Origin of the sequence: Halobacillus rhizosphaerae (assembly GCF_046719735.1) — a bacterium.
Lineage (GTDB): Bacteria > Bacillota > Bacilli > Bacillales > Halobacillaceae > Halobacillus_B > Halobacillus_B rhizosphaerae.
Genome location: NZ_JAUTWQ010000012.1, coordinates 1 through 25408, shown reverse-complemented (window position 1 = coordinate 25408; position 25408 = coordinate 1). Strand labels below are relative to the sequence as shown.

Here is a 25408-nt window from a genome sequence, read left to right as displayed (position 1 = left end):
GAGGATGTGAAACGATGTTTGATTCTATAGAAAAAGCCATTGAACAATTAAAAATGGGAAAGGTTGTTATCGTGTGTGATGATGAAGATCGTGAGAATGAAGGCGATTTAGTCGGACTTGCCGAGCATGCGACCCCTGAGATGATTAATTTTATGATTACGTACGGCAAAGGTCTGGTTTGTGCTCCCATTACGGATAAGCTGGCAAGTGACCTCGAACTGATGCCGATGGTCGACAATAGCACAGACCCTAACAAGACAGCCTTTACAGTGAGTGTCGATCATAAGGATACGACCACTGGTATTTCAGCAGATGAGCGTGCGTTAACGATTCGGAAAATGCTGGATACCGAAACTACAGCAAGCGACTTCCAGCGTCCTGGTCATATTTTCCCGCTGGTAGCTAAAGAGGGCGGCGTACTGCGAAGAGCAGGGCACACTGAAGCATCCGTTGATTTAGCCGTTCTGGCTGGCTCAAAGCCGGCAGGAGTGATCTGTGAAATTATTAAAGATGACGGCACTATGGCCAGAGTACCTGATCTACGGAAGATGGCAGATGAATTTGACATTCCAATGATTACGATTGCGGATCTCATTCAATACCGCCACAAAAATGAAAATCATGTAAAGCGGGAAGTAGAAGTCAGCCTGCCCACGGAGTATGGAGATTTCCGTGCGGTCGCTTATAGCAATGATATTGATTATAAGGATCATATTGCCTTAATTAAAGGTGAGATTAAAGCTGGTGAACCTACCCTGGTACGGGTTCATTCCGAGTGTTTAACGGGGGATGTGTTCGGTTCATACCGCTGTGACTGCGGACCTCAGCTTCATAATGCTCTTAAGCAGATTTCTGAAAATGGCAGCGGTGTGCTTTTATATATGCGGCAGGAAGGCAGAGGGATTGGTCTGCTGAATAAATTATTTGCTTATAAACTTCAAGAAGAAGGACTCGACACAGTCGAAGCCAATGAAAAATTGGGATTCGGCCCTGATTTAAGAGACTATGGAGTGGGAGCGCAAATTCTGCGGGACCTCGGAATCTCCAAGTTGAAATTGCTCACGAATAATCCGAAGAAAATTTCCGGCTTGGGCGGTTACGATTTGGAAGTGGTCGAAAGAGTGCCCATTCAAATGGAGTCACGCAAAGAGAATGAAAATTACTTAAGAACAAAGCAATCGAAAATGGGACATTTATTTCATTATTAAGGAGTGGTAAAAATGGTTAGAACATTAGAAGGAGATTTAGTAGGAAGCGGTTTAAAAATCGGGATTGTCGTAGCACGCTTTAATGACTTTATTACGAGCAAGCTGTATGAAGGAGCTGCCGATGGTTTGAAGCGTCATGGTGTAGATCTTGACCAAGTGGAAGCGGCCTGGGTGCCGGGAGCTTTTGAAGTCCCGATGGTCGCTGGAAAAATGGCGAATTCCGGTAAATATGACGCTGTCATTACCCTCGGAGCTGTAATTCGCGGCTCCACTCCCCATTTTGATTACGTATGCGGCGAAGCAGCTAAAGGTGTGTCTCAAGCCTCTGTGCAAAGCGGTGTCCCTGTAATCTTTGGAGTGATTACCACTGATACAATTGAGCAGGCAATTGAACGGGCAGGAACGAAAGCCGGAAATAAGGGCTGGGAAGCCGCAACAGCAGCCATTGAAATGGCCAATTTAAATCGATTACTTGATTAATGGACAAGCCGTTTCAGGGAATGAACTCCCTGAAACGGCTTTTTTATGTTTTTGAATCAAATTTAAGGGAAATCGCTAATAGGCAGAAGAACTTATTTGAAGGAAAGGGGGCGGGGGGATGGCTGTAAGAGTCGTCTGGTTCAGAAAGGATTTACGTTTGCAGGATCACACTGCTCTCGCTCAAGCGGTACAAGATGCAGAGGCAGATGATCGAGTCCTTCTGTTTTATCACATTCACCCTGATTTAATTGACACCTTTACCGTCCGTCATGATTACTATTTCCAAACATTGCAGTCGTTTGTAAGCGATTGTGAGGACCTGAAAGCACCTGTGCATTTTCTATACGGGGAGCTGGAGCACGCCTTTCAGCAATTAGTAAATAATGAAAGCAGCATAAAAGGTTTTTATTTTAATTATGATGAGAGCGGGTTCGGCAAGAAACGAGATGATCAGCTGGTTAACTGGCTGCATGACAAAGGAATAAACGTGTATAAGTCGCTTGACCATCACATTCATTCAGCAGGTGAGATTGAAAAGAAAGATGGTGGATATTATAAGGTTTTCACGCCTTATTTCAAACAATGGCAGAAGCTGGACAAGCCTTTAAGGAGAAAAGTAGATCACCAGAAGCTTAAGCAGCATGCCGCTGATCACCAAAGTTCCTATAAAAAAGGCAGGAATAAATATGACAGCCTGATGAAACAATGTCAGAACGACTGGGATGGGATTGGCGAACAAGCGGCTCTGGAGCGGCTGGATTGGTTTCTTGATGGAGCTATTTATGACTATGACCATGACCGCGACTTTCCAGCCGTGGATGGGACCAGCCTGATGTCCCGTTATTTACGGACAGGTGCGATTTCACCTAGAACTATTTACCATAGAGTCCTAGAAGAAACAGCAGGAAAGGCTGGAGTAAAAGGGGCAGATACATTTATACAGGAGATCGCATGGAGGGATTTCTATAATATGATCTTTCATTATTATCCGAACGCGGCGGACGAGGAAATGGTGGAGAAATACCGTGAACTGCCCTGGGAATATGATGAAGATATATTAACCTGCTGGAAAGAAGGCAAGACAGGATTTCCGCTTATTGATGCCGCGATGCGTCAATTGAACACAACAGGATGGATGCACAATCGGCTGCGCATGGCTGTGGCTTCCTTTTTGACAAAAGATTTATTAATGGACTGGCGTTTAGGGGAACGTTATTTCTCGGAACGGCTCGTTGATTATGATCCAGCCTCAAATATTGGCGGCTGGCAGTGGGCCGCTTCTACTGGTACAGATCCTGTACCTTATTTCCGCGTTTTCAACCCAACAAGACAGTCAGAACGGTTTGATCCCCATGGCAGGTTTATTAAAGAATGGGTACCTGAACTTGAAAATGTGCCCAAAAAGTATATCCACGAACCTGGAAAAATGTCTGAAGAAGAACAGCGGGAGGCAGGTTGCAGGATCGGAGAAGATTACCCTGATCCCCTGATTGATCATAAAGTTATGCGGAAGCAAGCCATCAGCATGTTTAAGAAAGAGAAATGATTTCTTTCTAGCAGGTCCTTTCTTTTCGGTGTGCTTTAGGCCCTGTGCAATTTTTCAAAACTCAAAAATGGATGATAACTAGCAGGCGAATAGCAATAAGTGGGAATGATTTTGAAAATATGAAATAATAGAATTATTACTTTTGACCAAATGGAGGTATGAATAGTGACAACACACCAGCAGCAATTAGAAAAGTATGCAGAACTTGCCTTGAAGAAAGGGGTAAATATCCAAGAAGATCAGGGGCTTATTATCAATGCTCCCATCGAATCCGCAGATCTTGTGAGAACGATTGCCGCTAAAGCCTACGGCAAAGGAGCAAAAGACGTCCATATTGAATGGGGCGACGAAGTACTTACTTATCTTAAAATGAAGAATGCACCCATGACAGTGCTGGAAAACTTTCCAAAATGGAAGGCAGAAGGACTTGAGAAAATGGTGGAAGACGGCTATTCACTCATGTCTGTTTACGGGCCGAATCCTGATCTGTTGAAAGACGTAGATTCCGAACGCGTAGCCCGCGCGAATAAAGCTAGTGCCGAAGCGCTGACGAATTATCGTGATTATATTATGAATGATAAAACCACCTGGACCATCATTGCTTACCCTCAGAAAGCATGGGCTGAAAAGCTATTTCCTGGCGTTTCCACGGCAGAAGCTCAGGACAAATTATGGGAGCAGATCTTCCAAATTACCCGAATTGACCAGGAAGATCCAATCGAAGCTTGGAATAAGCACAATGATAAGCTTCGTCAGGCTCGCGAATTCTTAAACGAAAAACAGTACAAGCGTCTTCACTATAACGCTCCTGGTACAGAGCTGACGATCGAGCTTGTAGATAATCATATCTGGCACGGAGGTTCAGCTACTTCGGATAAAGGCATTGAATTTAATCCGAATATGCCGACGGAAGAAGTGTTTACCATGCCGCATAAATACGGAGTGCAAGGAAGAGTTTCAAGTACAAAACCGTTAAATTATGGGGGCAACTTGATTGAAAACTTCACTCTCACTTTTGAAGATGGCAAGATTGTTGACTACAAGGCAGAATCCGGAGAAGATACATTAAAGCATTTACTTGAAACGGATGAAGGGGCAAAACGATTAGGAGAAGTCGCTCTTGTACCCAATGAATCCCCGATCTCCCAATCTGGTCATATCTTCTTCAACACTTTGTACGATGAAAATGCTTCCTGCCACTTGGCGCTGGGTAAAGCTTACCCAACCAATATTGAAGAAGGACCAGCTATGAATAAAGAACAGATGAATGAGAACGGCGTGAATGACAGCCTTATCCATGAAGACTTTATGATGGGATCTGCCGAGCTTGATATCGACGGAGAAACGCAGGACGGCAGCTTTGAACCGATCTTCCGCAAAGGCTCCTGGGCTATCGAATTTGAATAAGGGAATCAGAATATTAAACACTTCCCACGATTAACAAGCAGCTTTAACATCCGGTCATATAAAGATGATGGATGAAATGCTAGATAAGAGGAAGAGACAGAAGTCATTTTGCCATTATTAAATCCGGACGTTGATGGAATGTTACCAACATTACTCCATCAACGTTCTTTTTTTGTTCTTCTAGGTTCCCACTTATGAACAAAGTAGAGTCTCCGGATTGTCGTCTTTGGATTGGGGGGATTCCCCTTATGCCCTGCATCTTTCATTATTATTCATTACAATTTAGAGACAAGTGCAGGTCAGTTTAACAGAATAATTACAGTTCTTTTAAAAAGTGAAGTTTTTGCTATATATCTTTCTGTTTTGTGGTAAATATAGAATAAGGTTTTATTGAAGAGATTAAACAGACGTGTGTGTAATTTGTATAGATAACTGCTAACTATAAAGGGTGAAGATGATGAAAAGGGATGCCTTCTTTGATAATGCAAAATTACTATTAATATTCCTTGTCGTGTTTGGCCATATGATTGAACCGTTCACACATGATTCCAGGCCCATTTACACGCTCTATACGTGGATCTATACGTTCCACATGCCTGCATTTATATTCCTTTCCGGCTTTTTTGCTAAAGGCGCCGGAAATAAAGATTATGTATTGAAATTAGCTCGGAAATTAATTTTACCGTATTTGATTTTCCAATTGGTATATACTGGGTACTTTTTTATAATGGGAGACGACGGCTGGCTGAATGGTCCATTTCTGCCGCATTGGTCCCTATGGTTCCTGTTCAGCTTGTTTTGCTGGCACATTCTCTTGTATTGGTTCAAAAGAATTCCGCCAATTATGGGAATCGCCATTTCCCTAGAGATTGGTCTAGTTATTGGATATTTCAGTGATATTGGGCAATTCTTCAGCCTGTCACGAACTTTTGTATTTTTTCCGTTCTTCCTTGCGGGTTATTGGTTAACCAAAGAACATATGCAAAAGTTGCGTTCAGTGAGAGTGAAGGAAGCGGGCTTAGTGATGATGCTCGTAGTTGCCGGTTTAATTGCTGCCTTCCCGGATATCAGTTCCGGCTGGCTGCTTGGTTCTAAATCTTATGATGTGCTGGGCACCCCTGAAATGGGAGGGATCTTCCGTCTGGTTGTTTATGTCCTTGGAGCCCTTATGACCATCAGCGTACTTTCTTGGGTACCGAATAAACAATTCCGTGTAACAAATTTCGGAGGCAGGACGCTTTATGTGTACTTGCTACATGGATTCTTTATTCAATTCTTCAGACACGAAGACCTGTTTAAAGTGGATAACATTTTGGACTTGTTAGGCTTAGCGATCATGTCTGCGGCGATTGTATTGCTGCTATCTACTAATCCTATACGTACGCTGACCCAGCCGGTTATTGAAGTAAGAACAAGTCGCATTCAAAATTGGTGGTCAAGGCTGACAAATAAACAATCTTCCGCATGACCATGAGGAAGATCATAAAGAAATTACGACAATAGAATTGATTTTTCACCAGCAAACCCGAACCATTGATTTACATTGGTTCGGGTTTTTTGTGTTGTGGAGTAAAAGAAGGGGGGAGATCGCCCCTCTTGCAGCCGCTGGCCTAGCCCGGAGGATCTAAACGCTCCTCTTCGCTTTTGAATCATCCAGCTGCAGCGCCTAGCTGCTCGTGACATAAGCAATCCCATTCTGTGGCAAAAAACGCCACGCCATGGTTTTGCTTATGCTTGTCGCAGCTCCCCAAGGCGCTTCCGCTTTTGATAAGGCATGGATCATTATGATTTGGTAAACAATAGAAGGTAACTGACTAAGGAGGGATATTTTCATGGCTAAAAAAATACTGATGATTGTTACGAATACGAAGCAAATGGATGAAAAGCATGAAACGGGATTATGGCTGCAGGAATTTGTAGAACCTTCGATGGAGTTTAAGCAGGCAGGGTTTGAAATTACGGCAGCTAGTATTAAAGGGGGAAAGATCCCGATTGATCCGAATAGTTACAGCAATGACTTGCCTGATATATGGGATGGCGTCATGGAGCCCCTAAGAGATACGATCCCGCTGGAGCAAGTGAAGCCTGCGGAATTTGATGCTGTTTTCCTTTCAGGAGGCCATGGTACAATGTTTGATTTTCCGGAAAATCAGGAGCTCGGAAAGATTCTGGAACATTTTGTTGAAGAAAAGAAAACCATTAGTGCAGTCTGTCACGGGCCAGCAGGATTTATAGGCGTTAAAGATAAGAACGGAAAGTCTATTGTGTCTGGAGTTAAGATCACAGGATTTACGAATGAGGAGGAAGTGGAAGCAAAAGTAGAGAAGCTCCTGCCTTTTAAACTGGAAGATAAGCTGCGTGAAGAGGGGGCAGAGTTTATCGTTTCTGGAACTTCTCAGGACCATGTGGAAGTGGATGGAAACTTTGTAACTGGACAAAACCCTCAATCCAGCTTAAGTACGGCTCAAGCTGTCATCAGACAGCTGCAATAAAGGTGCAGAGCTGTAATTTCAGGGGATTGAGGTTTATTAGCCATTAAAAAGGCGAACGATGATGAAATGTTAACTACATGATTCCATCATCGTTCGCCTTTTTTTAGTTCTTTCCAATCATACTTGCTCTAATCTTCTAATAAGAGTTTAAATTAAAATAAAAAGTGAGCGGCTAGTGCAATAACTGGTAAAGTAATAATCGTTCTTTGCAGGAAGATAATAAAGAGTTCCAGCAGATTTACAGGGACTTTTGAGCCCAATATTAAGCCACCCACTTCAGACATATAAATTAACTGTGTCACCGATAGACTGGCAATAATAAACCGAGTCATTTCACTGTCTATCGATGACCCGAGGATTGCAGGAAGAAACATATCAGCAAAACCGACTAGGATGGTTTCAGACGCTGCCTGAGCTTCAGGAATGTGCAGCAGTTCAAGGAACGGAATAAATGGGACACCCAGCCACTGGAAGAATGGGGTAGAGTTAGCGATCACAAGAGCAACCGTTCCAAGCGCCATAACAATAGGGGCTACTCCCATCCACATGTCCAGGATATTCTGAGCTCCCTGCTTGAAGAAATCCCCAGCGCCGCTGGCTTTACTTCCGCGGTCGACAGCTTGCTGATAGCCATACGTGAACACGTTGTGCTTATCGGGAATGCTCTCATCGATTTCATCGGCTTCCTCTGTGACATAGGTATCGGCTTTTCTTGAAAGCGGTGGAATTCTTGGCATGATCAAGGCAGCCACGAATCCAGCTAAAGCCACGGTTAAATAAAACGGAATAAACATGGAGGAAAGACCGACTTTATTAATTACCACTAAACTAAAGGTGATGGATACTACGGAGAATGTCGTCCCAATGACGGCAGCTTCCCGTTTTGTATAATAGCCTTCTTCATACTGTTTACTTGTCAGCAAGACCCCGATTGTTCCGTCTCCCAGCCATGAAGCTAGAGAGTCAATCGAAGAACGTCCCGGAAGTTTAAACAGCGGACGCATAAATTTAGTTAATAGAACTCCGAACAGTTCCAATAAACCGTAATTTAATAGCAGCGGTAAAAATAACCCAGCAAATAGAAAGACGGCAAATAATACATGTAAGAGATCGTTTAATAATAAGCCGCCATTGTCGCCAGAAATAATCGCATCGGGTCCAATTTGGAAGTAGACCATAATGGCAAAAATCATCCCGAACACGCGGGTAATTACCCATACAATGGGTACGTCAAATAAGGATTGAAAGAATGGGAGTTTGTTCAGCTTTTCCTTTTTCATGGCTTTTACTACTAAGGTACAAATCGCAGTAATAGAAATGATGAGCATCATAATAAAGGATAATTGATTTTCGAGCCATGTTTCGACCCAGCCGGCTAAAATAGCAATTGGAATGGTGACGGAATCTTCTTTTGGATCATAAATCGGCACCATAAATAAAATAATCCCTAAAAGGGACGGAATAATAAACCGTAAATGAGAAGAAAGCTTATACTGCTTTGCTTCCATAAGACATCGCTCCTGACTGAATGATAATTTTTTAACTATGAATAAGATGAGAATAAATATGCAACATTGTACATTTTAATACGACTCTACTAAAAAGCCAAGAAAAATTTTGTACCATTTCCTTCTAATTCGACTTTTTTATATAAAATCCTTGGAAAAAATTGAGACTGATTAAAAAGAACCAGCCAAACCATTTAAAATGGCAGGCTGGTTCTTATAAGCACTCTTTGGGTTCGTGTATTTCAGATATTTAACATATCTTCTGGAAAAGTGCAGGATTAAGGAAGACTCGACTTCGAGATGTTTGGGTCCGTTATGAACAAGGAGAGGAGGGTGGCGCAGGAAATAACTCGCTTTCCTGTGGGGGAGCTGGCAAGCCTCCTCGTTAGTTTTCACTCTCTGTGGGGTCTCGCCTATCCCCTTCTCCCACGGGAGTCTCGTCATTTCCTGCGCCACCCTACCCATAGGTTGATGAACGGACCTTATCGAATGTCTTCCTAGTTACAAACCGTCTTTCTAACTATTGAATAGCATCACTAATTGTTTCCGTTTCATCCAATCAAGTTTAGAAGGGAATGGATTAACGCACAGTTTCCCGACAATCCATTCAATGGAGATACAAGTCTCTTCCCGAATAATAGCCTCATCACTTCCAACATATTAGAAGAGATATGCTCATGTGACCTGTATGCTGACACTAAAATTTTCGCTTTTTCTTGAAGGGGTTTCGAGATTCTATTAGGGCAAGGGGGCGGAGGGAAACGGTGAGACTCCTGTGGGAAGTGCGGGACAGCTGAGACCCCACAGAGCTTTGCTCGAGGAGGCTCAGCGCCCGCCCCACGGAAAGCGATCCTTTTCCCGCAGCCCCCTGAACACCCCTTATAGTCTCGAAATTAAGTTTTAAAGAAATATTTTCCAAAAAAACATCTCACCCTACATAACGAGCAAGAATACGATCAACTGACGGACCGTACGTTTCTCCAAACAAATTTAAATGAACAAGCAAATAAAAGAGCTGGTACAATGGCTTCGTTTCGTCATAATTGTCAGGAAGAGGAGACGTTTCCTGATACGCCTTATAAAAAGGATCCGGAAATCCTCCAAATAGTTCCGTGAAGGCAAGTTCGAATGCAGGGTCCCCGTAAACAATAGACGGATCAATTAAAAAGGGCTCACCATCCGGGCCAGCCATCCAATTTCCACCCCATAAATCACCATGAAGGAGAGAGGCGGACGGCTTCTCTGGAATCCAGCCCTCTAATTGAGTGATCAGCTGATCCAGCCGCTGGTGTCGGTTCTGATCAAGACGATTTTTTTGAACAGCCAGTTCCATTTGCGGTCGTAACCGATAATTTCTATAGTACTCTGTCCATGTCTCGCACCATTCATTTTCCTGAGGAATTGTCCCGACAAAAGTCGATTGGTTAAGTCCGTAAGCAGAAACTTCATGCCGATGCATTTGAGCAAGCCTGGTACCAAGCATTTCAGGCGTGTTCGCTCGATTTTCTCCGGTGACCCAATCCATTATAAGAATTCCGGGCGCACCCTGTTCGGGTTCATTATAATATTGCACAGCGGGTACGCTTATTGTATTTGTCTGTCCGATTAACTCCAGTCCATCAGCTTCCGCCTTGAAAAAGTGAGGAGGAACATTTTGATTTCCTTTCATAAAATACTCTTTCGTCTCTGTTTGGACATAAAACGCTTGGTTTATATCTCCTCCGCTTACCTGGCGGATCTCGGTGATCGAAGAGTGGTCTCCTATTTGCTGTAACCCTTGTTGAATTATCTCCTTCATAATTGCCTCCTTTAGATTAAGCGGTTTTCTCTGTAAAAAAAAGAGCCGTCAGGAAATCGAACGACTCCGCCCTGTTTAATGCAGGGTAGGGGGAACTTGAGGTTTTTCTAATTTTTTCTGATAAGCAAAGATTTTATTGATTTCTCTAAATCCAAACTGCATATATAGACGTTCTGCCTGTTTGTTCTGCGTGCGTACCGAGATCGTGACGGCATCCAGGTTATAAATGTGGAAGGCATACTGGACAGCGTGTTCAATTAAAGTAGAACCAATGCCTTTGCCTCTATGCCCGGGGGCTACATTAACAAAGCAGATTTCGCCTTCTTCGTCTGGAATAATCGTTTCGAAATAAAGATATCCGATCAGCTCTCCATTGACTTGGTATCCCCAGAGTTTATTGGATTCCTTACCGGCAAGCTCCATCATCTCGTTCAAGGTATAATAGGCAGCGCTCGGATGAAGCAGATCTAATTGATCTTTGTCTTCCTCTCCGATGTTAACGATCGAATGGCATTTCGTGTCGGTGGGTTCGAAATTTGATCGATGAATCGCTAACGTTTTTTCAACATTATATAATTGAAAGCCCTTTTTCTCCGAGAAAGCAACTAACGCATGGTTCGCTTCAAAACAGGCGACTTTAACTACATCAAAGTGAAGCTGGATCGTTAAAGAAGCTTTATTCCATAGTTGTTCAATCATTGCTTCTTCTTCACTCAGTGCAAACGGACCAAGCAGACGGCACAGCTTTTGTTCAAAGAATGGAAGAATGCCCAGGAAACCGATAATCTCCTGTTTATCATTCCATGCGACAAAAGCCAGCGGTTCTTTAAACTGAGTCAGGGTCCAGATTTGTTCAAATATTTCATTGGGATCGGATGCAAGCCAGGCAACAAAGTGTTTATCCTGCTCGTTCATACGATGAAGCCAATTGGCAACCTTATGTAAATCCTTTACTTCTAACTCGCCAATGTACATGTTATCACCTTCTCCTTTTAATAAATCATGCCATAACAAACGGGAAAAACTCAACTCAAGACGTTAAACAGAATAAATCCCAGTAAAACCTTATAAATGTGTGATTGATATTCTGTGTGCAGGGTAATGTTAAGATAGAAAACAATTAGGATAATTAGGAATGGTGAGGGCTTATGGCTAATAAACGGTTTAAATACATATCTATTTATAGAGTCAGTGTAATTGTTTGGATGGCGACAAGATTTCTGCTGCAAATTGTCTGGTTTCAAAAGACGCACCGGATTTGGGATGAACAAACCAATAAGAAATGGGAGGCCATGCTTGCGCGCCAGGCGGGAGAATACCGCAAGAAGGCGATACTCCTGGGTGGTCTGCTCATTAAATTCGGCCAATTCTTAAGTTCTCGCGGTGACCTTTTGCCTAGCTCATTTATTAAAGAACTGGAAGGACTTGTAGACCGGGTGGAGCCAACTCCATTTCGTTACTCTAAAAAAACGATAGAGGAGGACTGGGGGACATCTCTTGACGAACTCCTTGCCGATATCGACGAGAATGCTGTTGCCTCTGCATCGATTGGAGAAGTGTATAAGGCACATTTACACGATGGAACTCCCGTAGCGGTGAAAGTCCAGCGATATCGGGTAGCTGATATCTTTCGAATGGATTTTAAAGCCCTGCGCATTGTGTTCTGGATGCTCGGCCGGTTTACGAAGTATGGTAAAAAAGCAGATCTTAAAGCTTTATACAAAGAAGTCGTTATGGTCATTAGTAATGAACTTGATTTTACTATGGAGCTTGAGAACGGGAACCATTTCAAAAAGAGATTTAAAGACTTCCCTTCTCTCTATATACCCGAATATTACTCGGATTTATCCACTAGACGGGTTTTAGTTATGGAGTGGATTGAAGGGGCGAAGGTAACAGATATTTCCTTTATTAAAAAGCATAAGATTGATCGTGAAAAACTGGCAAAGGTTCTGTTTGATTTAAGTATAGAACAATTTCTGTATGCCGGAATGTTTCACTCAGATCCTCATCCGGGAAATTTAATGTTAAAGTCGGACGGTACTCTTGTCGTGATTGACTTCGGGATGGTAGGCGAAGTGAAGAAGGAAGACGCGACTTCCATTCGTAAAATGATCCAAGGATTTATTCTTGATGATTACGATAAAGTCATTGAAGCCTTAAGAGAAATGGAGTTTCTGCTGCAGCATGCGGATACGGAGAAAATGAAGAAATTGTTGAAGCAAACGACGAAGATGTACCTGGAAGGGGATTTCAACAAGCTGGATGCCCAGATGATCACTGATATCCTCGAAGAAGTACAAGAATTTGTGAAAGAACAGCCGATTCAGCTGCCGGCAGACTATGCCTTTCTCGGCAGAGCGACTTCCATTATTTCCGGTGTGTTGATTACCGTATATCCACAGGTTGATTTAGTGCAGTGGGGGCGGCCGGTCATTAAAGAATGGATGGCTGGTGATGATTCTAACTTTTCTTTATATAAAGAAATTGCTAAAGAAACCGCCAGGCCATTATTGTCACTGCCAAGGGCGCTGATTGAGTATTTGGAAGATGGGGATAAGGAAAGAGAATGGCAAAGTCATAAGCAGCAGAACCATCTGTTTCACCAATACTACCTTTTCTATGCTTTGCTCTTTTTCTTCGTATTTACCACTGGCGGAGGGGTAATCGGAGGAACGATGGTTTACTCTCTGCCGATCCCCTTGTGGGCAGGCGGGTTTATTGCCGGAATTGGAGCTGTAGGATGGATCTTCTTCATGCTGAGCCATTTTCGTTTATTAAAGCAACTTCAAAATAATAGGGGGAATATCAGATGAGCGATTTATTAAAAAAAGGATTCTATTTAGGACTGGGAGCTGCGATTAGCGGAAAAGAGAAGTTTGAAAAGAAGCTGGATGACTTAGTAGCTAAACGGGAAATGACCCCAGCAGAAGCTAAAACAATGCTGAACTCCTGGATTTCCAAAGGCGAGGGTCTTGACCAAGAATGGAGCGATCAAGCGAAAGGGAAAATGCAGGATCGCATCAAGGCGCTTGGTTTTGTTACGAAAGAAGAATATGAGCTCTTAGAAGCCAGACTTCAACGACTTGAAAGCCATCTGTATAAAAAATAAACCTGCCAGTTTAGGCAGACCATTCATCGTAGCGAAAGGCTCCAATTTTTGCTGAACACCACAGTGGAAATTGGAGATTTTTATAACCTGCATGAACGGTCATAAGCTAGCTGCGATTTATGTAACTACATTCTGTTTGTAATCCCAGGGGACACCACGGTTAATAGTTGATCCACCCCGGCGAGTGTTATTGATTCATCTGTTCGATTAATTCAAGCGCCTGTTTTAAAGTTGAACATGCATGGACTTTAGGTTGTTCAGGCTGTCCGAGCATTCCTTTCTTTACCGCATTCATGCTTAAATCAGGACGTATACCTGAAAGGATCGGGATAATCCCCAATAATTGCAGCCCATCCATTAATTGATGAAAATGGTCGAGAAAATCTTCGTTAAAAGCATAGACGCCAGATAGGTCGATGACAAGAAAATCAAGGTCTAACCGATGGGCCGCTCTTAAAGTTTCCTCAAGGATAACGGCCGCGCGAAGATCATCGATTTCACCGGCAAGTGGCAGGATGGCCGCATTGTCTTTAATCGGGACAATGGGAGTCGAAAGCTTTAAATATTTATCTTCATAGGTTTTCAGGACACGGGTGTTTTCTTTTGCATAAGCGAGACTGTATCCATAAATCATATGATTAAATAAATAATCAATCCTTGTAATGACTTCCATCACTTCTTTAAATGTATAATCTGTATGGTTGGTTTGTTCAATCATGTAGCTCCATAGAACTTCTTTATAAAGGTTGATATATTCCATCGCTTCGTTTAGTGAACTCCCCCTGGAAATAAACAAAGTTCCGACCTTTCCTCCCCAGTTGACAGCTTCCTTTTTAGAAAAAGATTGATTGGTTAAAATACCAGGAATCGTTTCAAAGAGTTCAATAATCAGCGCTTCATCTTGTTTAATAGAAGAGAGTAAAGCGGATTCCGGATACCGGGTTTCAAACGTTTTCAATAGACGGTTCGATAACAGTTCAGTATTGTGAACGAGCTTTTCCTGAAAGAATTGGACAGGAGCTGAATGATCCATAGGTTCGTCATTCCTTTTTTTGTAATGATGTAATTATTATAGCTTGATTTACTTGGAAATAAAAACCTTTTTTGAAATGAAGATGATTCAGCCTCAAAAGTCCTGTTATCCGGGCCATTTCGGTTTACTTACCCTGCCATTTCGGCCTTGAGCTCACTTTTTCGCTCCAGCTTTTTATAGACGATGGCCATCAACATAGATGGAATCGTAGAGACAATCATCCCGAGAAAAGCGTATCCAGGCTTAATCTCGTAAAGGAATCCACCATAAATCGTTAATAAAGCTGTACTCCAGCTGAGAGCTATTGCCGCGTAGATCCCCTGTGCCTTCGGGATCAGCTCTGGATCGATGTTCTTGATTAAGTATTGCATAAATGCGTAATGGCCCATCGCAAACGAACAAGCGTGGAGTACTTGTGAAATGGAGAAAACGATCACATTTGGAAAAGCAAATACGAGAATCCATCTTATGGTTGACCCTAGAGCGGCAAGGATCAGCAGGGATCCTGGTGTGAAGTTACGAAACGCTCTGTCCGCCATCATAAAGAAAATGATTTCCGCGATGACAGCAATATTGATGATCACCCCAATTAAATAGGCGGGGGCTTCGATTTCCTGCAAATAAATATACCCATAATTGTAATAGGAAGCGTGCGCCGCCTGAAGCAGAATAACAATGGTTAAGACGATGCCAAAGTGCTTCACTTTAAACACTTCCAGCATACTGCTTTTAGCTTTATCATCGTTTTGACTTTTTTTAGATAAGACATTAGGAGCGCGAAGTAAACCAAGGCAGATAAAAATCAAGATGCCAGCGAGAAGTCCCCATAGGATTGCTTCATCGCCAAACCTTCCTGTAAACACCGTCAGAATCATCCCACCGGCAACGAACCCGATGGATCCCCATGAGCGGCTCTTACCGTAATCGTGCAGCTGACCATCCTGCACGAGCACGCCAGCAGCGGTATCTAAAGCAGGCATCAAGGCAGGATAAAAGAAGTGCAAAAGTAACACAACGGCAAGCAAGCTGGTAAATGAGTTGGCCGGAATAGTCAGCAGCAAGGCGATCAAAGTGCCGAACGCCATCGCGTTGATCAAGGTTTTACTGCTAAGTCGATCGGACAGTTTCGGGAAGGCGAATAATGTGGACAGGCCGCGAATAGCAAGACCTAAGCTCATAATTAAGCTTGCCTGTGACACCGTCATTCCCTTTGCGTGGATCATCCATCCTGTGAAATAGGGGAGAAAGATTCCCCAGGTTAAATAAAAACTGAAAAATTGTCTGCTCATCCAGCGGTATGAGTTCATTATTCCGCACCTCCAATGATTGCATCATATCAGGAAGACACTTACAATAATATGAGAAATCTCATAGTTTGGACGGATGAACATGAAAAAATTGAACGGCCAGCGAAAGCAGAGATACTTAACCCAGCACCCGATCTCCGATTTGTTTTCTTTCCCAATCGAAGCCTCGATTGAAGTACACGAATATGAGCGCGATGAATGGATCATCCGGGAAGGCATGCGCCCGGACTACTTATTTTATGTCGTTGAAGGAAAAGCCAAGATTTACGTAACCTACCAAAATGGGAAGAGCTCGCTGATTAATTTTATTAACGCAGAGGAATACATCGGTGAAATGGAGCTCGTGAACGAAATTTACTATACGAAAGGCATCCAAACCTCTACGAAAACGATATGTTATGCGATTCCATTGCATAAATTTCGCAAGCAGCTGCTCGAGGACCCGAAATTTCTCCGCGAACTGACGAAGTTTTTGAGTATTAAAGCCGGTGTAATGGCTGAAAAGTACTCCCAAAGCCTGTCGTTTCCGCTGGAGAACCGGCTGGCAGACTTTATTCTGCAAACTGCGGATGGGCAGGTCTATAAAGAAAAGCATGTAACCGTTTGTGATTTCCTTGGCGTTTCTTATCGTCACTTACTGCATGTGCTGTCCCAGTTCTGCGAAAGAGGATATGTGAAGAAGGAAGGAAACCAGTATCGTATTATAGAGATACGGAAGTTACGTGAACTCGCCGGCGTATTTAAGAATGTTCTTCATAAATAAAGGGAGTAGACAGGGATATAAGGAAACGACCCCAATCTAAAGATATAAAATAAAAGTGAGGGCGGAGGTTTACGCTGAATAGCCGCTCCGGAAATACACTCGGCTTTTCGCGGGCGGCTGCTTTGCCTCCTCGTGCTTCACACTCCGGGGTCAAACCTATGCCTTCCTCCCGCAGAAGTCTCCGTGTATTTCCTACGCTGAAATGGTTAATGTTTTTCCTTTCAATCGCTTTCATTCATCCGTGGAGGCAGAGTAATAAAAAGGAAAACGTACTTATAGGTCTTGTGGAAACTTTTAGAAGTCATGTATCATGCAGAACAAAAAATCCGAACGATGTGGGAGAAATGTCGTTAACACATTCCATCATCTTTCGGATTTTATAATGGCTAAAAGACTGTTATCCCTGGCCCAGAAGTTAGGCCGTTAATTTAAATTGACGAAGCAGCTGATCTAACCGATCGGACATATCAGCAAGCTCCTGAGCATAATGAGCAATTTGTTCCATCGAACTGTTTGTCTGCTGCACAGAAGCCGTGGTCTGTTCCACTCCAGCAGCTGCTTCCTGGGAACTCGACGCTACGTTATCAATGGAAGAATTCATGGTAACACTGTTTTTCTCAATATCGTTGATGTTATCTGAAATTCGATTGACCCCAGTTACCATATACTGAATCGATTCCTGAATGGATTGGAAGGTGGTTCCGGTGGTTTCGATTTGCTGCGTTCCCATCTCGACTTTATCAAATCCATCTTGAAGGGATGTAGAAACTGATTTTGACTCGGTTTGAATGGTAGTCACCATCGAGGTAATCTCTCCGACAGACTGGGCCACTTGCTCCGCCAGCTTGCGGACCTCATCAGCAACGACAGCAAAACCCTTGCCATGTTCTCCTGCTCGCGCTGCTTCAATCGCTGCATTTAAAGCTAACAAATTGGTCTGTTCGGCAATATCCTGAATCACCTTCACCAGCTTTGAAATTTCTCCTGACTGGTGATCGAGGGTTCGGACCTTTTGAACCGCCAGCTCCATTACTTTATGGATGTCATTCATTTGATGAACGGACGTATCCATGAGTTTTTTTCCTTCATTACTTAAGCTTAAGGCGCTTTCCGAGTCTTGGGAAACTTTCATTCCTTCCTGATTGGCTGCGAGGATTTTCTCGTTCCATGCCTCCATCATCTCCGCCAATGTGGAGGCATCCTCCGCCTGATGTTCAGAAGCAGAAGAAAGCTGCTCCATTGTGGAAGCGACTTGTTCAGATGCTTCCTGCACTTCATGAGAAGATTGCTTTAGTTCATTACTTTGCTTATGAACATGACTCGCTAATCCGGAAACCTCCTGTATTAATTCCTGCAAGCTTGTTTTCATGTGATGGATAGAAGTGCTTAGTTTGCCAATTTCGTCCTTACTGTCATAGGCGAACGTTTCATGGTACAGTTCCCCGGCAGCAATTTGGTCGGCCGTGTTCACAAGGCGGCGCATATTCTGTTTAACGAGACGGTTCACAAACAGCATGATCCCTACGCCTGCTAAAATGGCCACAATGGAAGAGACAATCAGGATGAGTATAGATACTTTCATTCCATTGGAGGCAGCGGTCATAGAAGCTGCCATGTTGCTTTTAACATCTGCCTGAAGCTTATCCAAGTTAGAAATTAAACTCGACCTTAGCGCCTGAGTCTCTCTTCTAAGGCTATCAATTTTATCATCGTTGCTGACATTGCCTACCATTTGTTTTAAGAAAATCTGGTTCACTTCCTTATCATCCTGTTTAATGGCAGCAAGCTCCTTCTTCATGTCTTTCGAATCAAAGTGTTTTTCATATTCAGCAATCAGCTGATCGACTTCTTTCTGAGTATCCTGAAACTCTTGAATATAGTTTCGTCTCGGTTCTCTTACATAATCAGCAATCCGGATATCCTTCGTCCGTACAAGAGAAGAAAGTTCCTCCACATCAACCGCGGTGGTGCCGCGTTCCTGCAGCTGCTTTACATCTCCTTGTGTCCTATGAAGCTCCGTAAATACAAAAATGATGGCGAGTATAAACAACATAACAGTGGCTATAAAAGCTGTACCATACTTCCAACCGATACTAAGATTTCTCCACATTTCTTTCGTCCCCCTGGTCTAATGAGCCTGTCTACTTCTTACAATCCTCTATATATATCGACATAAAATTTCATAGTTTAACCATGTTTCAAACAACTGTAGAACGGCTAATTAAGTATTAATGTAAAAGAATTGGAAACGAAAATAAAGTAGTGGAAAGGGCTGCGATAGGATGAGGATACTTCGAATAATCCCGCTCATGGCAATGGTTTCTCTGCTGAGTGGATGTGATTTGCGAGTGCTTAATCCAGCCAGTGATACGGCGGATACCTTATCAAATTTAATCTACTTAAGTTTTATATTGATGATGCTAGTGTTTGCCGTTGTCATTATTTTGTTCACGCGATTTGTATTAAAATACCGCCAGACGAAAGAAAACAAGGATTACATACCTGCCGAAAAGAAAGAGAGCAAGTTGTATGAAACCTTATGGACAGTACTCCCTATTCTATTGTTAGTTGTCCTTGCAGTGCCAACCGTAAAAGCCACCTACGATCTGACCTATAAATCAGCTGCAGGGGAAGGGTTTAAGCGGGATGCTGTGCAGGTGGATGTACAGGCTAAGCAATTCAGCTGGACATTTACGTATGAGAATGGAAAGAAATCACAGAATGAGCTCGTGCTCCCAGTGGATCAGAAAGCCGCCTTCACACTGACTTCTAAAGATGTCGTGCATTCCTTTTGGGTCCCAAGACTCGGAGGGAAGATTGACTGCATTCCTGGTAAGACCACTCATATGGCACTTGTCCCTGAGAAAATTGGAACCTATCAGGGAAAATGTGCAGAGTTTTGCGGGGCGAGCCATGCCTATATGCGGTTTAAAACGAGAGTAGTCAGTCGGGAGACATTTGAAAAATGGCTAAATACGAAAGAGTAAGAGAAAGGCGGGAAACTCATGCATGTGCCTATCGTTGGGTTTATACCTTCAGATATCGTCGTGTCTTGGATCGTCATGTTTTTCATGACGTTAGCGATTTTATGGATACTTACAAAGAAGCGCGCATGGCCAGTCATCTTTGATTATATGAAAACGACCCATCACCGTAAGATTGGAACCATGTACATTTTGCTGTGCATTCTTCTTTTTTTTAGAGCCGGACTGGACGCGATGATTATCCGGACTCAGCTTGCTGTACCGGAAAATAATTTTTGGGTGTTTCAGGCGGATAAGTACAACGAAGTGTTCACAACTCACGGAACAGCGATGATATTCTTTGTGGCAACACCACTCTTAATTGGCCTGATGAATATCGCGGTTCCCTTACAGATCGGAGCCAATGACCTGGCATTTCCTTATCTGAATGCGGTCAGTTTCTGGCTGTTTGCTGCAGGAGCGTTTATTTTCAATATGGCCTTTTTCATGAATTCAGCTCCGAATGCGGGTTGGACTGCTTATACGCCTTTATCGACCGACACGTTTACTACTGGAGTCAATAATAATTACTACATATTTGGTCTTCAAGTGGCGGGACTCGGTACCATCTTTACTTCGATTAATATGATCGTGACGATTGTGAGATTGAGAGCGCCGGGGATGAAGTTTACACGAATGCCGCTGTTCCCTTGGTCTACTTTGATTACTAGTGTCTTGATTATGATCGCCTTTCCTGTACTAACCATCGCACTTGCTTTATTAATGTTCGACCGCTACTTTGGTACTTCGTTTTTTTCTGGAGGTATGGGTTCCCCGGTTTACTGGCAGCACCTGTTCTGGATCTTTGGGCACCCGGAAGTTTATATTTTAATTCTCCCTGCCTTTGGAATATTCTCAGATGTGATCTCTACCTTTTCCAAACAAAAAACGTATGGGTATACGTCTATGGTGTTCGCCCTGGCGCTTATTGGCTTATTAGGCTTTATGGTATGGGCCCATCATATGTTCACCGTAGGTCTTGGAGCTTTTGCAAACACGTTCTTTGCTATTACCACTATGATGATAGCGGTTCCTACTGGTATCAAAATATTTAACTGGCTGTTTACGATGAAATCGGGTGTCATCCGAATGACCACACCGATGTTATTCTCGCTCGGCTTTATCCCTACCTTTGTGATGGGGGGAGTAACCGGGGTGATGCTTGCCTCTGCGGCGGCAGACTTTCAATATCATGATACTTACTTTGTAGTCGCTCACTTTCATTACGTGATGGTAGGGGGCACGATTATGGGGGTATTTGCCGGCATCTATTACTGGTACCCAAAAATGACAGGAAAAGTTCTCAACGAAAAGCTTGGTAAATGGCATTTCTGGCTGTTTCTAATTGGGTTTCATGTGACCTTCCTTCCGCAGCACTTTGCAGGTTTAAACGGGATGCCTCGCCGTGTATTTACTTACACATGGGCAGACAAAATCTTTGTTTATAATTTTATTAGTACAATCGGTGCCTTTATGATGGCGTTCAGTATGCTGTTCTTTGTGTGGAACATTTATAAAACCCAGCGGTATGGAAAACCGGCAGGGGATGATCCATGGGATGGGAGAACGCTGGAGTGGACGATTGCTTCTCCGTCACCTGAACATCCCTTTGATCCAATGCCGGAAATCTCTTCCATTGATCAACACTGGTATAATAAAGTGTATAAGCGAACCTTTAAAATGGCAGAGAATCCTCGCCCTGCTCCTATATCTGTAGAAACCTATAAGCCTGTTTTAATTGCTTTTACTATGATTTTATTCAGTATTGCTTTTATCTACAGCTGGTTCTGGCTGGTGATTATTCTTGGCGCGGTAAGTTTAGCATTCTTTGTTATTCGGCCGTTCACGGATGAGAGAAAACCAGTTTACGAGAAGGAGGAAGAATCATGAAACAGCTTGCGTCTAAAGTACTTTTTCTTGATAAGCGATTGGGTTTCTTCCTGTACCTGGCTGTAGAAGGGGTCATGTTTTCTACGTTATTTGCCACCTACGTGGTCTTTACTCCGAGTTCCGTTGGGGCAACACCTACGGAAGTCTTTGAACTGAAAGAGGTTATTTTGACCTCTGCCTGCCTGCTTCCAAGCAGCGCCACGCTGCTGATCTCAGAAAGCGGGCTGAAAGATGGCAAACGGGCAAAGATCTGGATGGGGCTGATTTTGACCTTTGTGCTCGGTGCCGCGTTTCTGGGACTGGAGATTCATGAGTTTTATAAATATGCGCACGAAGGTTACACCATCAGCATGAATGATTTTCTAGCTTCTTTTTATGTCCTTGTCGGTCTTCATGCTTCTCACGTTGCCTTTGGACTGTTCTGGATGATTCTTATTGGTATCCAGTTTAAGCAGAAGATTCCGCAATCATTATTTATAGAGAAACATAAAATTTTTAACTACTATTGGCATTTCGTCGATGTGATTTGGGTCTTCATTGTTTTAATCGTCTATAGTCCGTATGTACTTTAATAGGAGGAATTCATTATGTTGGAAACTATTTTAATCAGCATTGTCATAGCTTTATTAGTATTAGTAATAGTGGTGCCGCTATTTCTTATTCTTCGTATGTCCGTACACGACAAAAAACAAAAAGAGCACTCTGTCCTGCGGAATTACCCTATACTTGGGAAAGCCCGTTACATTATTGAAAAAATGGGGCCAGAGCTAAGACAGTATTTATTTCATAATGATAATGAAGGTAAGCCCTTTAACCGCCGAGAATTTGAATTCGTCAATATTGCTGGTAAATATAACAGCCGGATGGTCGGTTATGGGTCCGAGCGAGATTTTGAGAAAGATGGATTTTACGTCTCGAATTCTATGTTTCCCACTCACCGTGAAGATTTAAAAGTGGTTCAGGAACCAAAGGTGAAAACGAGGCTGTATAAAATTGATGAGGACAAGCTGTTTTCGCGAAAAGAACATCGAGAAGATGGGGAAATCGATCCTTATCTATTAACGGAAGAGAATCATATTCATCTTGGAAAAGATACGGTGAAAAAACCTTTTGAAATCAGTGGAATAGTTGGCCAATCTGCCATGAGCTTCGGATCATTAGGGGATCATGCTATTACTGCTCTATCCAAAGGCTTAGGCATGGCAGGCGGTACATGGATGAATACTGGGGAAGGAAGTTTGTCTCCTTATCATTTAAAAGGCGATGTCGATATTATCATGCAAATAGGTCCCGGGCTTTTCGGTGTTCGTACGAAAGAGGGCGAATTCTCCTGGGAGGAATTTAAGAAGAAATCACGGATCGATCAAGTAAAAGCGTTTGAGTTAAAATTAGGCCAGGGTGCAAAAACACGCGGCGGTCACGTTGCAGCGAAAAAGGTAACGAAGGAAATCGCTGAAATTAGAGACGTGGAACCTCACAAGGATATAGACAGTCCGAACCGGTTCCGCCAGTTTGACGATGTCAAAGGTCTGCTGGAGTTTGTCCAACAGCTCCGTGAAGTCGGAGAGAAGCCGGTCGGCATAAAGATTGTAGTGGGCTCTGAAGAAGAAGTGGAAGATATGGTGAAGGTGATGAGTGAAGAACAAATGGTTCCTGACTTTATTACCGTAGACGGCGGAAATGGCGGCACAGGAGCATCCTACTATGAACTTGCAGCAGGTGTCGGCCTTCCTACCTTTGCTGCACTCCCGCTTGTTCATGATCTGCTGACGAAATATGGCTTGCGCGAACGGACTCATATTATTGCTTCTGGCCAGCTGATTACCCCTGATAAAATCGCTATGGCCCTTTCTCTTGGAGCAGATATGGTTAACATAGCTAGAGGCTTTATGATGTCGGTGGGCTGTATTATGTCTGAAGTCTGCCATACAAATAATTGTCCTGTCGGAGTTGCCACTACTGATCCCGAGCTGCAGCGGGCGCTGGATATTGAAGAGAAGAAATACCGCACGTGTAATTATGTGGTTTCTTTAAGAGCGGGACTGTTTAATATGGCTGCCGCCGCTGGAATCGACAGTCCAACTAAGTTTGAACGTAAGCATATTCGGTATAAAGAAGCGTTAAGTAACGTGATGACTTATAAAGAACATAAAGAAAAAACAGTGCACTAATCATTTTCAAAAGTATTTGTGTTTAAGCGATGCTGGAAATGTCAACATACTAGAAAACCCGAACCTATTATTTACAATGGGTTCGGGTTTTCTGTATTTTGCTTTCATGGCAGGTGAGGCTGCGTCTGCTCTTATCATGAATAGGGCTGTTCCTTGATGGGTTTCTCTAGAAACAGTTAAATAAACGACCAGTTTTCCGGTTTCACTGGGTTAGAGAATACTTCTTTCGCCGTTTGGATCGCTTTGGCTGGACCATCCGGGCTAGCTTTTCCTACGAAAATTAATTCTTCAAGCGTTATGCATCCCATCAATAGCGAAGAAAGCTCGGCGATATCGATATTTACCGTTACATCCGCTTCCGCTTTGTCTGCAAGTGCCACTCCCCGTGGGGTAAAGTGAGCACAGCAATTCATAACGTCAGTATTCATAAAGGAATCGGTAATAGCAAAATTGATTTTAATTGAATTCGAACTGAAAGAGTGGTCTTCTATATATTTAAAAAACAGGGGTACATCTGTGATCCGATACATGACTCCCGTCCCTCTGCGGTGGGTTTCATGATAGATGTTAAAGATGAGATCCTTATTCGTATGCCTGGGATCGTCTAATAAGAAGGCAAAGGTATCATTGAACGTTGGAAAAGTAATGGAGCGTACTTGATCCTTTTGATTATGCAGAAAATTCATCAACGATTGAAAAGCTTCGGTAGTATTAGCAAACCACGCCGTTATATGAAGGTCGTGCTGAAGAAAGGTGTCTTTAGCTTGCTGATTCATTTTAAAACTCATATAACCTTCCAATTTTCCGTCCATGTAAGTTCCGACCGTTTGAGTATCCTCCATACCGAGGAAACGATACTCGTAATCTTCTTTGTCGCAGGCGCCGTGAGTTTTCTCAGCCCAGCGATTATAGCAGTCCTGAACTTCCCTGGTATTCTCTTCTCCGAGTGCAGTGACGGCACTGGCATCTGCGAAAGAGGGCAGCTGCTCGGGGCCGAATTGAAAGACATTCAGCTGAGGACCAAACCCAAAGCCCATTCGCCGGTAAAAGTCTGGCCGGAAGGGGTAGAGGTGGGTGATGGGACAGTTATTTTCTTTCGCCTTGTTAATAAAATGCTGGATCATTTGTTTGGCTAAGCCTTGCTTTTTGTAAGGCAGGTCGACCGCTACCGTGCCAATGCCCATGGATGGGACGGTTTGCTGATAGACATTCATGGGCAGAGTGTAATGAATACTGCCTCCTGCAAGACGGTTATCATCATAGATGCCGACATGTTCAACAGCGGGTTCCTGGTCCATTTTCTGGCGGTGCTCTGTGTAGCGGCGTTTCGCTTCCTTAGAAGTCAGCTTCATGCCTGGGTAGCAGTGACTTGAAATTTCTGTGAAAGGTTCAAAAGCTTTCATGTGTTTGATCTCCATAGCGTATAACCTCCATTCATATTTATTGTAGTGAACTCCACATCAAATGGAAACTAAATTTCCTTTTCTTTCAGAAAGTACTACTCAGTATTGTTAAAGTCTACACTGAAATATTCAGATCTTAGATCATCGGAGAATTTCCGTTATGCTTGATAGTGTTTGGATGGCCGGGAAATCACTCGCTTTCCATGGGCGGGCGGTGAGCTTCCTCGGGCAATGAAGTGACCCCTTATATTTGGACACTATGTAATT

At 43.1% G+C, this 25408-nt stretch carries 20 protein-coding genes; 13 read left to right on the top strand and 7 right to left on the bottom strand.

Annotation, left to right across the window (positions count from 1 at the left end; translation table 11 throughout):
* The first annotated feature begins 14 nt into the window (after positions 1 to 14).
* The 6 genes from Q7A53_RS14045 (at position 15) to Q7A53_RS14020 (ending at position 7133) form a co-directional block, all read left to right on the top strand.
* Positions 15 to 1208 (top strand): bifunctional 3,4-dihydroxy-2-butanone-4-phosphate synthase/GTP cyclohydrolase II, encoded by a 1194-nt coding sequence (locus Q7A53_RS14045; protein WP_411789806.1) that lies wholly within the window; start codon positions 15 to 17, stop codon positions 1206 to 1208.
* Positions 1209 to 1220: 12 nt separating this feature from the next.
* A complete protein-coding gene (gene ribH / locus Q7A53_RS14040) occupies positions 1221 to 1688 on the top strand; it encodes a 6,7-dimethyl-8-ribityllumazine synthase (protein WP_411789805.1) in 468 nt (155 codons plus the stop codon).
* Between the two features lie 118 nt (positions 1689 to 1806).
* Positions 1807 to 3234 (top strand): cryptochrome/photolyase family protein, encoded by a 1428-nt coding sequence (locus Q7A53_RS14035; protein ID WP_411789804.1) that lies wholly within the window; start codon positions 1807 to 1809, stop codon positions 3232 to 3234.
* 165 nt (positions 3235 to 3399) lie between these two features.
* Positions 3400 to 4641: an aminopeptidase gene (locus tag Q7A53_RS14030; protein WP_411789803.1), complete on the top strand. Its 1242-nt coding sequence runs from the start codon at positions 3400 to 3402 to the stop codon at positions 4639 to 4641.
* Positions 4642 to 5098: 457 nt separating this feature from the next.
* Positions 5099 to 6109, top strand: a complete 1011-nt coding sequence (locus Q7A53_RS14025) for an acyltransferase family protein (RefSeq protein ID WP_411789802.1) — start codon at positions 5099 to 5101, stop codon at positions 6107 to 6109.
* Positions 6110 to 6473: 364 nt separating this feature from the next.
* Positions 6474 to 7133 (top strand): type 1 glutamine amidotransferase domain-containing protein, encoded by a 660-nt coding sequence (locus tag Q7A53_RS14020; protein WP_411789801.1) that lies wholly within the window; start codon positions 6474 to 6476, stop codon positions 7131 to 7133.
* Positions 7134 to 7285: 152 nt separating this feature from the next.
* On the opposite strand, the gene Q7A53_RS14015 is transcribed toward Q7A53_RS14020, so the two are convergent.
* The 3 genes from Q7A53_RS14015 to Q7A53_RS14005 all read right to left on the bottom strand — a co-directional run bounded on the left by Q7A53_RS14015 (position 7286) and on the right by Q7A53_RS14005 (position 11414).
* Positions 7286 to 8641, bottom strand: coding sequence for a YjiH family protein (locus Q7A53_RS14015; RefSeq protein WP_411789800.1), 1356 nt, complete (start codon positions 8639 to 8641; stop codon positions 7286 to 7288).
* Positions 8642 to 9569: 928 nt separating this feature from the next.
* A complete protein-coding gene (locus Q7A53_RS14010; protein WP_411789799.1) occupies positions 9570 to 10439 on the bottom strand; it encodes a fructosamine kinase family protein in 870 nt (289 codons plus the stop codon).
* A 75-nt stretch (positions 10440 to 10514) separates the two neighbouring features.
* Complete coding sequence (locus Q7A53_RS14005) at positions 10515 to 11414, bottom strand: GNAT family N-acetyltransferase (RefSeq protein WP_411789798.1); 900 nt, start codon at positions 11412 to 11414, stop codon at positions 10515 to 10517.
* A 173-nt stretch (positions 11415 to 11587) separates the two neighbouring features.
* Here Q7A53_RS14005 and Q7A53_RS14000 point away from each other — a divergent pair, with 173 nt between their 5' ends.
* Together Q7A53_RS14000 and Q7A53_RS13995 are read left to right on the top strand one after the other, a co-directional pair.
* A complete protein-coding gene (locus Q7A53_RS14000; protein ID WP_411789797.1) occupies positions 11588 to 13255 on the top strand; it encodes an ABC1 kinase family protein in 1668 nt (555 codons plus the stop codon).
* Positions 13252 to 13551, top strand: coding sequence for a phasin family protein (locus Q7A53_RS13995; protein ID WP_411789796.1), 300 nt, complete (start codon positions 13252 to 13254; stop codon positions 13549 to 13551). Before Q7A53_RS14000 ends, Q7A53_RS13995 begins: the two co-directional genes overlap by 4 nt.
* Positions 13552 to 13738: 187 nt before the next feature.
* Here Q7A53_RS13995 and Q7A53_RS13990 read toward each other — a convergent pair whose 3' ends face one another.
* Positions 13739 to 14584, bottom strand: coding sequence for an STAS domain-containing protein (locus Q7A53_RS13990; protein ID WP_411789795.1), 846 nt, complete (start codon positions 14582 to 14584; stop codon positions 13739 to 13741).
* Between the two features lie 128 nt (positions 14585 to 14712).
* Positions 14713 to 15891, bottom strand: a complete 1179-nt coding sequence (locus tag Q7A53_RS13985; RefSeq protein WP_411789794.1) for an MFS transporter — start codon at positions 15889 to 15891, stop codon at positions 14713 to 14715.
* 82 nt (positions 15892 to 15973) lie between these two features.
* On the opposite strand from Q7A53_RS13985, the gene yeiL reads away from it, so the two are divergent.
* Positions 15974 to 16654 (top strand): transcriptional regulator YeiL, encoded by a 681-nt coding sequence (gene yeiL / locus Q7A53_RS13980; RefSeq protein ID WP_411789793.1) that lies wholly within the window; start codon positions 15974 to 15976, stop codon positions 16652 to 16654.
* Positions 16655 to 17069: 415 nt separating this feature from the next.
* On the opposite strand, the gene Q7A53_RS13975 is transcribed toward yeiL, so the two are convergent.
* Positions 17070 to 18764 carry a methyl-accepting chemotaxis protein gene (locus tag Q7A53_RS13975; protein WP_411789792.1) on the bottom strand — a complete coding sequence of 565 codons (1695 nt, stop codon included), beginning with the start codon at positions 18762 to 18764 and terminating at the stop codon, positions 17070 to 17072.
* Positions 18765 to 18936: 172 nt separating this feature from the next.
* Here Q7A53_RS13975 and coxB point away from each other — a divergent pair, with 172 nt between their 5' ends.
* Genes coxB through Q7A53_RS13955 form a run of 4 tightly spaced genes read left to right on the top strand, consistent with a single transcriptional unit; the run spans position 18937 to position 23738 of the window.
* Positions 18937 to 19641 carry a cytochrome c oxidase subunit II gene (coxB, locus tag Q7A53_RS13970; protein ID WP_411789791.1) on the top strand — a complete coding sequence of 235 codons (705 nt, stop codon included), beginning with the start codon at positions 18937 to 18939 and terminating at the stop codon, positions 19639 to 19641.
* Between the two features lie 18 nt (positions 19642 to 19659).
* Positions 19660 to 21567: a cytochrome c oxidase subunit I gene (locus tag Q7A53_RS13965; RefSeq protein WP_411789790.1), complete on the top strand. Its 1908-nt coding sequence runs from the start codon at positions 19660 to 19662 to the stop codon at positions 21565 to 21567.
* Positions 21564 to 22139 carry a cytochrome c oxidase subunit 3 gene (locus Q7A53_RS13960; RefSeq protein ID WP_411789789.1) on the top strand — a complete coding sequence of 192 codons (576 nt, stop codon included), beginning with the start codon at positions 21564 to 21566 and terminating at the stop codon, positions 22137 to 22139. The genes Q7A53_RS13965 and Q7A53_RS13960 overlap by 4 nt, the downstream gene beginning before the upstream one ends.
* Positions 22140 to 22154: 15 nt before the next feature.
* Positions 22155 to 23738 (top strand): FMN-binding glutamate synthase family protein, encoded by a 1584-nt coding sequence (locus tag Q7A53_RS13955; protein ID WP_411789788.1) that lies wholly within the window; start codon positions 22155 to 22157, stop codon positions 23736 to 23738.
* 176 nt (positions 23739 to 23914) lie between these two features.
* On the opposite strand, the gene Q7A53_RS13950 is transcribed toward Q7A53_RS13955, so the two are convergent.
* The gene (locus Q7A53_RS13950; RefSeq protein WP_411789787.1) at positions 23915 to 25156 is read right to left on the bottom strand and encodes a GNAT family N-acetyltransferase; all 1242 of its coding nucleotides are present in this window, start codon (positions 25154 to 25156) and stop codon (positions 23915 to 23917) included.
* Positions 25157 to 25408: the final 252 nt, after the last annotated feature.

What these genes read in the sequence shown, in the direction of transcription:
- Q7A53_RS14045 (WP_411789806.1), top strand. Translation starts at nt 15, where the DNA reads ATGTTTGATTCTATAGAAAAAGCCATTGAACAATTAAAAATGGGAAAG.
- ribH (WP_411789805.1), top strand. Translation starts at nt 1,221, where the DNA reads ATGGTTAGAACATTAGAAGGAGATTTAGTAGGAAGCGGTTTAAAAATC.
- Q7A53_RS14035 (WP_411789804.1), top strand. Translation starts at nt 1,807, where the DNA reads ATGGCTGTAAGAGTCGTCTGGTTCAGAAAGGATTTACGTTTGCAGGAT.
- Q7A53_RS14025 (WP_411789802.1), top strand. Translation starts at nt 5,099, where the DNA reads ATGAAAAGGGATGCCTTCTTTGATAATGCAAAATTACTATTAATATTC.
- Q7A53_RS14020 (WP_411789801.1), top strand. Translation starts at nt 6,474, where the DNA reads ATGGCTAAAAAAATACTGATGATTGTTACGAATACGAAGCAAATGGAT.
- Q7A53_RS14015 (WP_411789800.1), bottom strand. Translation starts at nt 8,641, where the DNA reads ATGGAAGCAAAGCAGTATAAGCTTTCTTCTCATTTACGGTTTATTATT.
- Q7A53_RS14010 (WP_411789799.1), bottom strand. Translation starts at nt 10,439, where the DNA reads ATGAAGGAGATAATTCAACAAGGGTTACAGCAAATAGGAGACCACTCT.
- Q7A53_RS14005 (WP_411789798.1), bottom strand. Translation starts at nt 11,414, where the DNA reads ATGTACATTGGCGAGTTAGAAGTAAAGGATTTACATAAGGTTGCCAAT.
- Q7A53_RS14000 (WP_411789797.1), top strand. Translation starts at nt 11,588, where the DNA reads ATGGCTAATAAACGGTTTAAATACATATCTATTTATAGAGTCAGTGTA.
- Q7A53_RS13995 (WP_411789796.1), top strand. Translation starts at nt 13,252, where the DNA reads ATGAGCGATTTATTAAAAAAAGGATTCTATTTAGGACTGGGAGCTGCG.
- Q7A53_RS13990 (WP_411789795.1), bottom strand. Translation starts at nt 14,584, where the DNA reads ATGGATCATTCAGCTCCTGTCCAATTCTTTCAGGAAAAGCTCGTTCAC.
- Q7A53_RS13985 (WP_411789794.1), bottom strand. Translation starts at nt 15,891, where the DNA reads ATGAACTCATACCGCTGGATGAGCAGACAATTTTTCAGTTTTTATTTA.
- yeiL (WP_411789793.1), top strand. Translation starts at nt 15,974, where the DNA reads ATGAAAAAATTGAACGGCCAGCGAAAGCAGAGATACTTAACCCAGCAC.
- Q7A53_RS13975 (WP_411789792.1), bottom strand. Translation starts at nt 18,764, where the DNA reads ATGTGGAGAAATCTTAGTATCGGTTGGAAGTATGGTACAGCTTTTATA.
- coxB (WP_411789791.1), top strand. Translation starts at nt 18,937, where the DNA reads ATGAGGATACTTCGAATAATCCCGCTCATGGCAATGGTTTCTCTGCTG.
- Q7A53_RS13965 (WP_411789790.1), top strand. Translation starts at nt 19,660, where the DNA reads ATGCATGTGCCTATCGTTGGGTTTATACCTTCAGATATCGTCGTGTCT.
- Q7A53_RS13960 (WP_411789789.1), top strand. Translation starts at nt 21,564, where the DNA reads ATGAAACAGCTTGCGTCTAAAGTACTTTTTCTTGATAAGCGATTGGGT.
- Q7A53_RS13955 (WP_411789788.1), top strand. Translation starts at nt 22,155, where the DNA reads ATGTTGGAAACTATTTTAATCAGCATTGTCATAGCTTTATTAGTATTA.
- Q7A53_RS13950 (WP_411789787.1), bottom strand. Translation starts at nt 25,156, where the DNA reads ATGGAGATCAAACACATGAAAGCTTTTGAACCTTTCACAGAAATTTCA.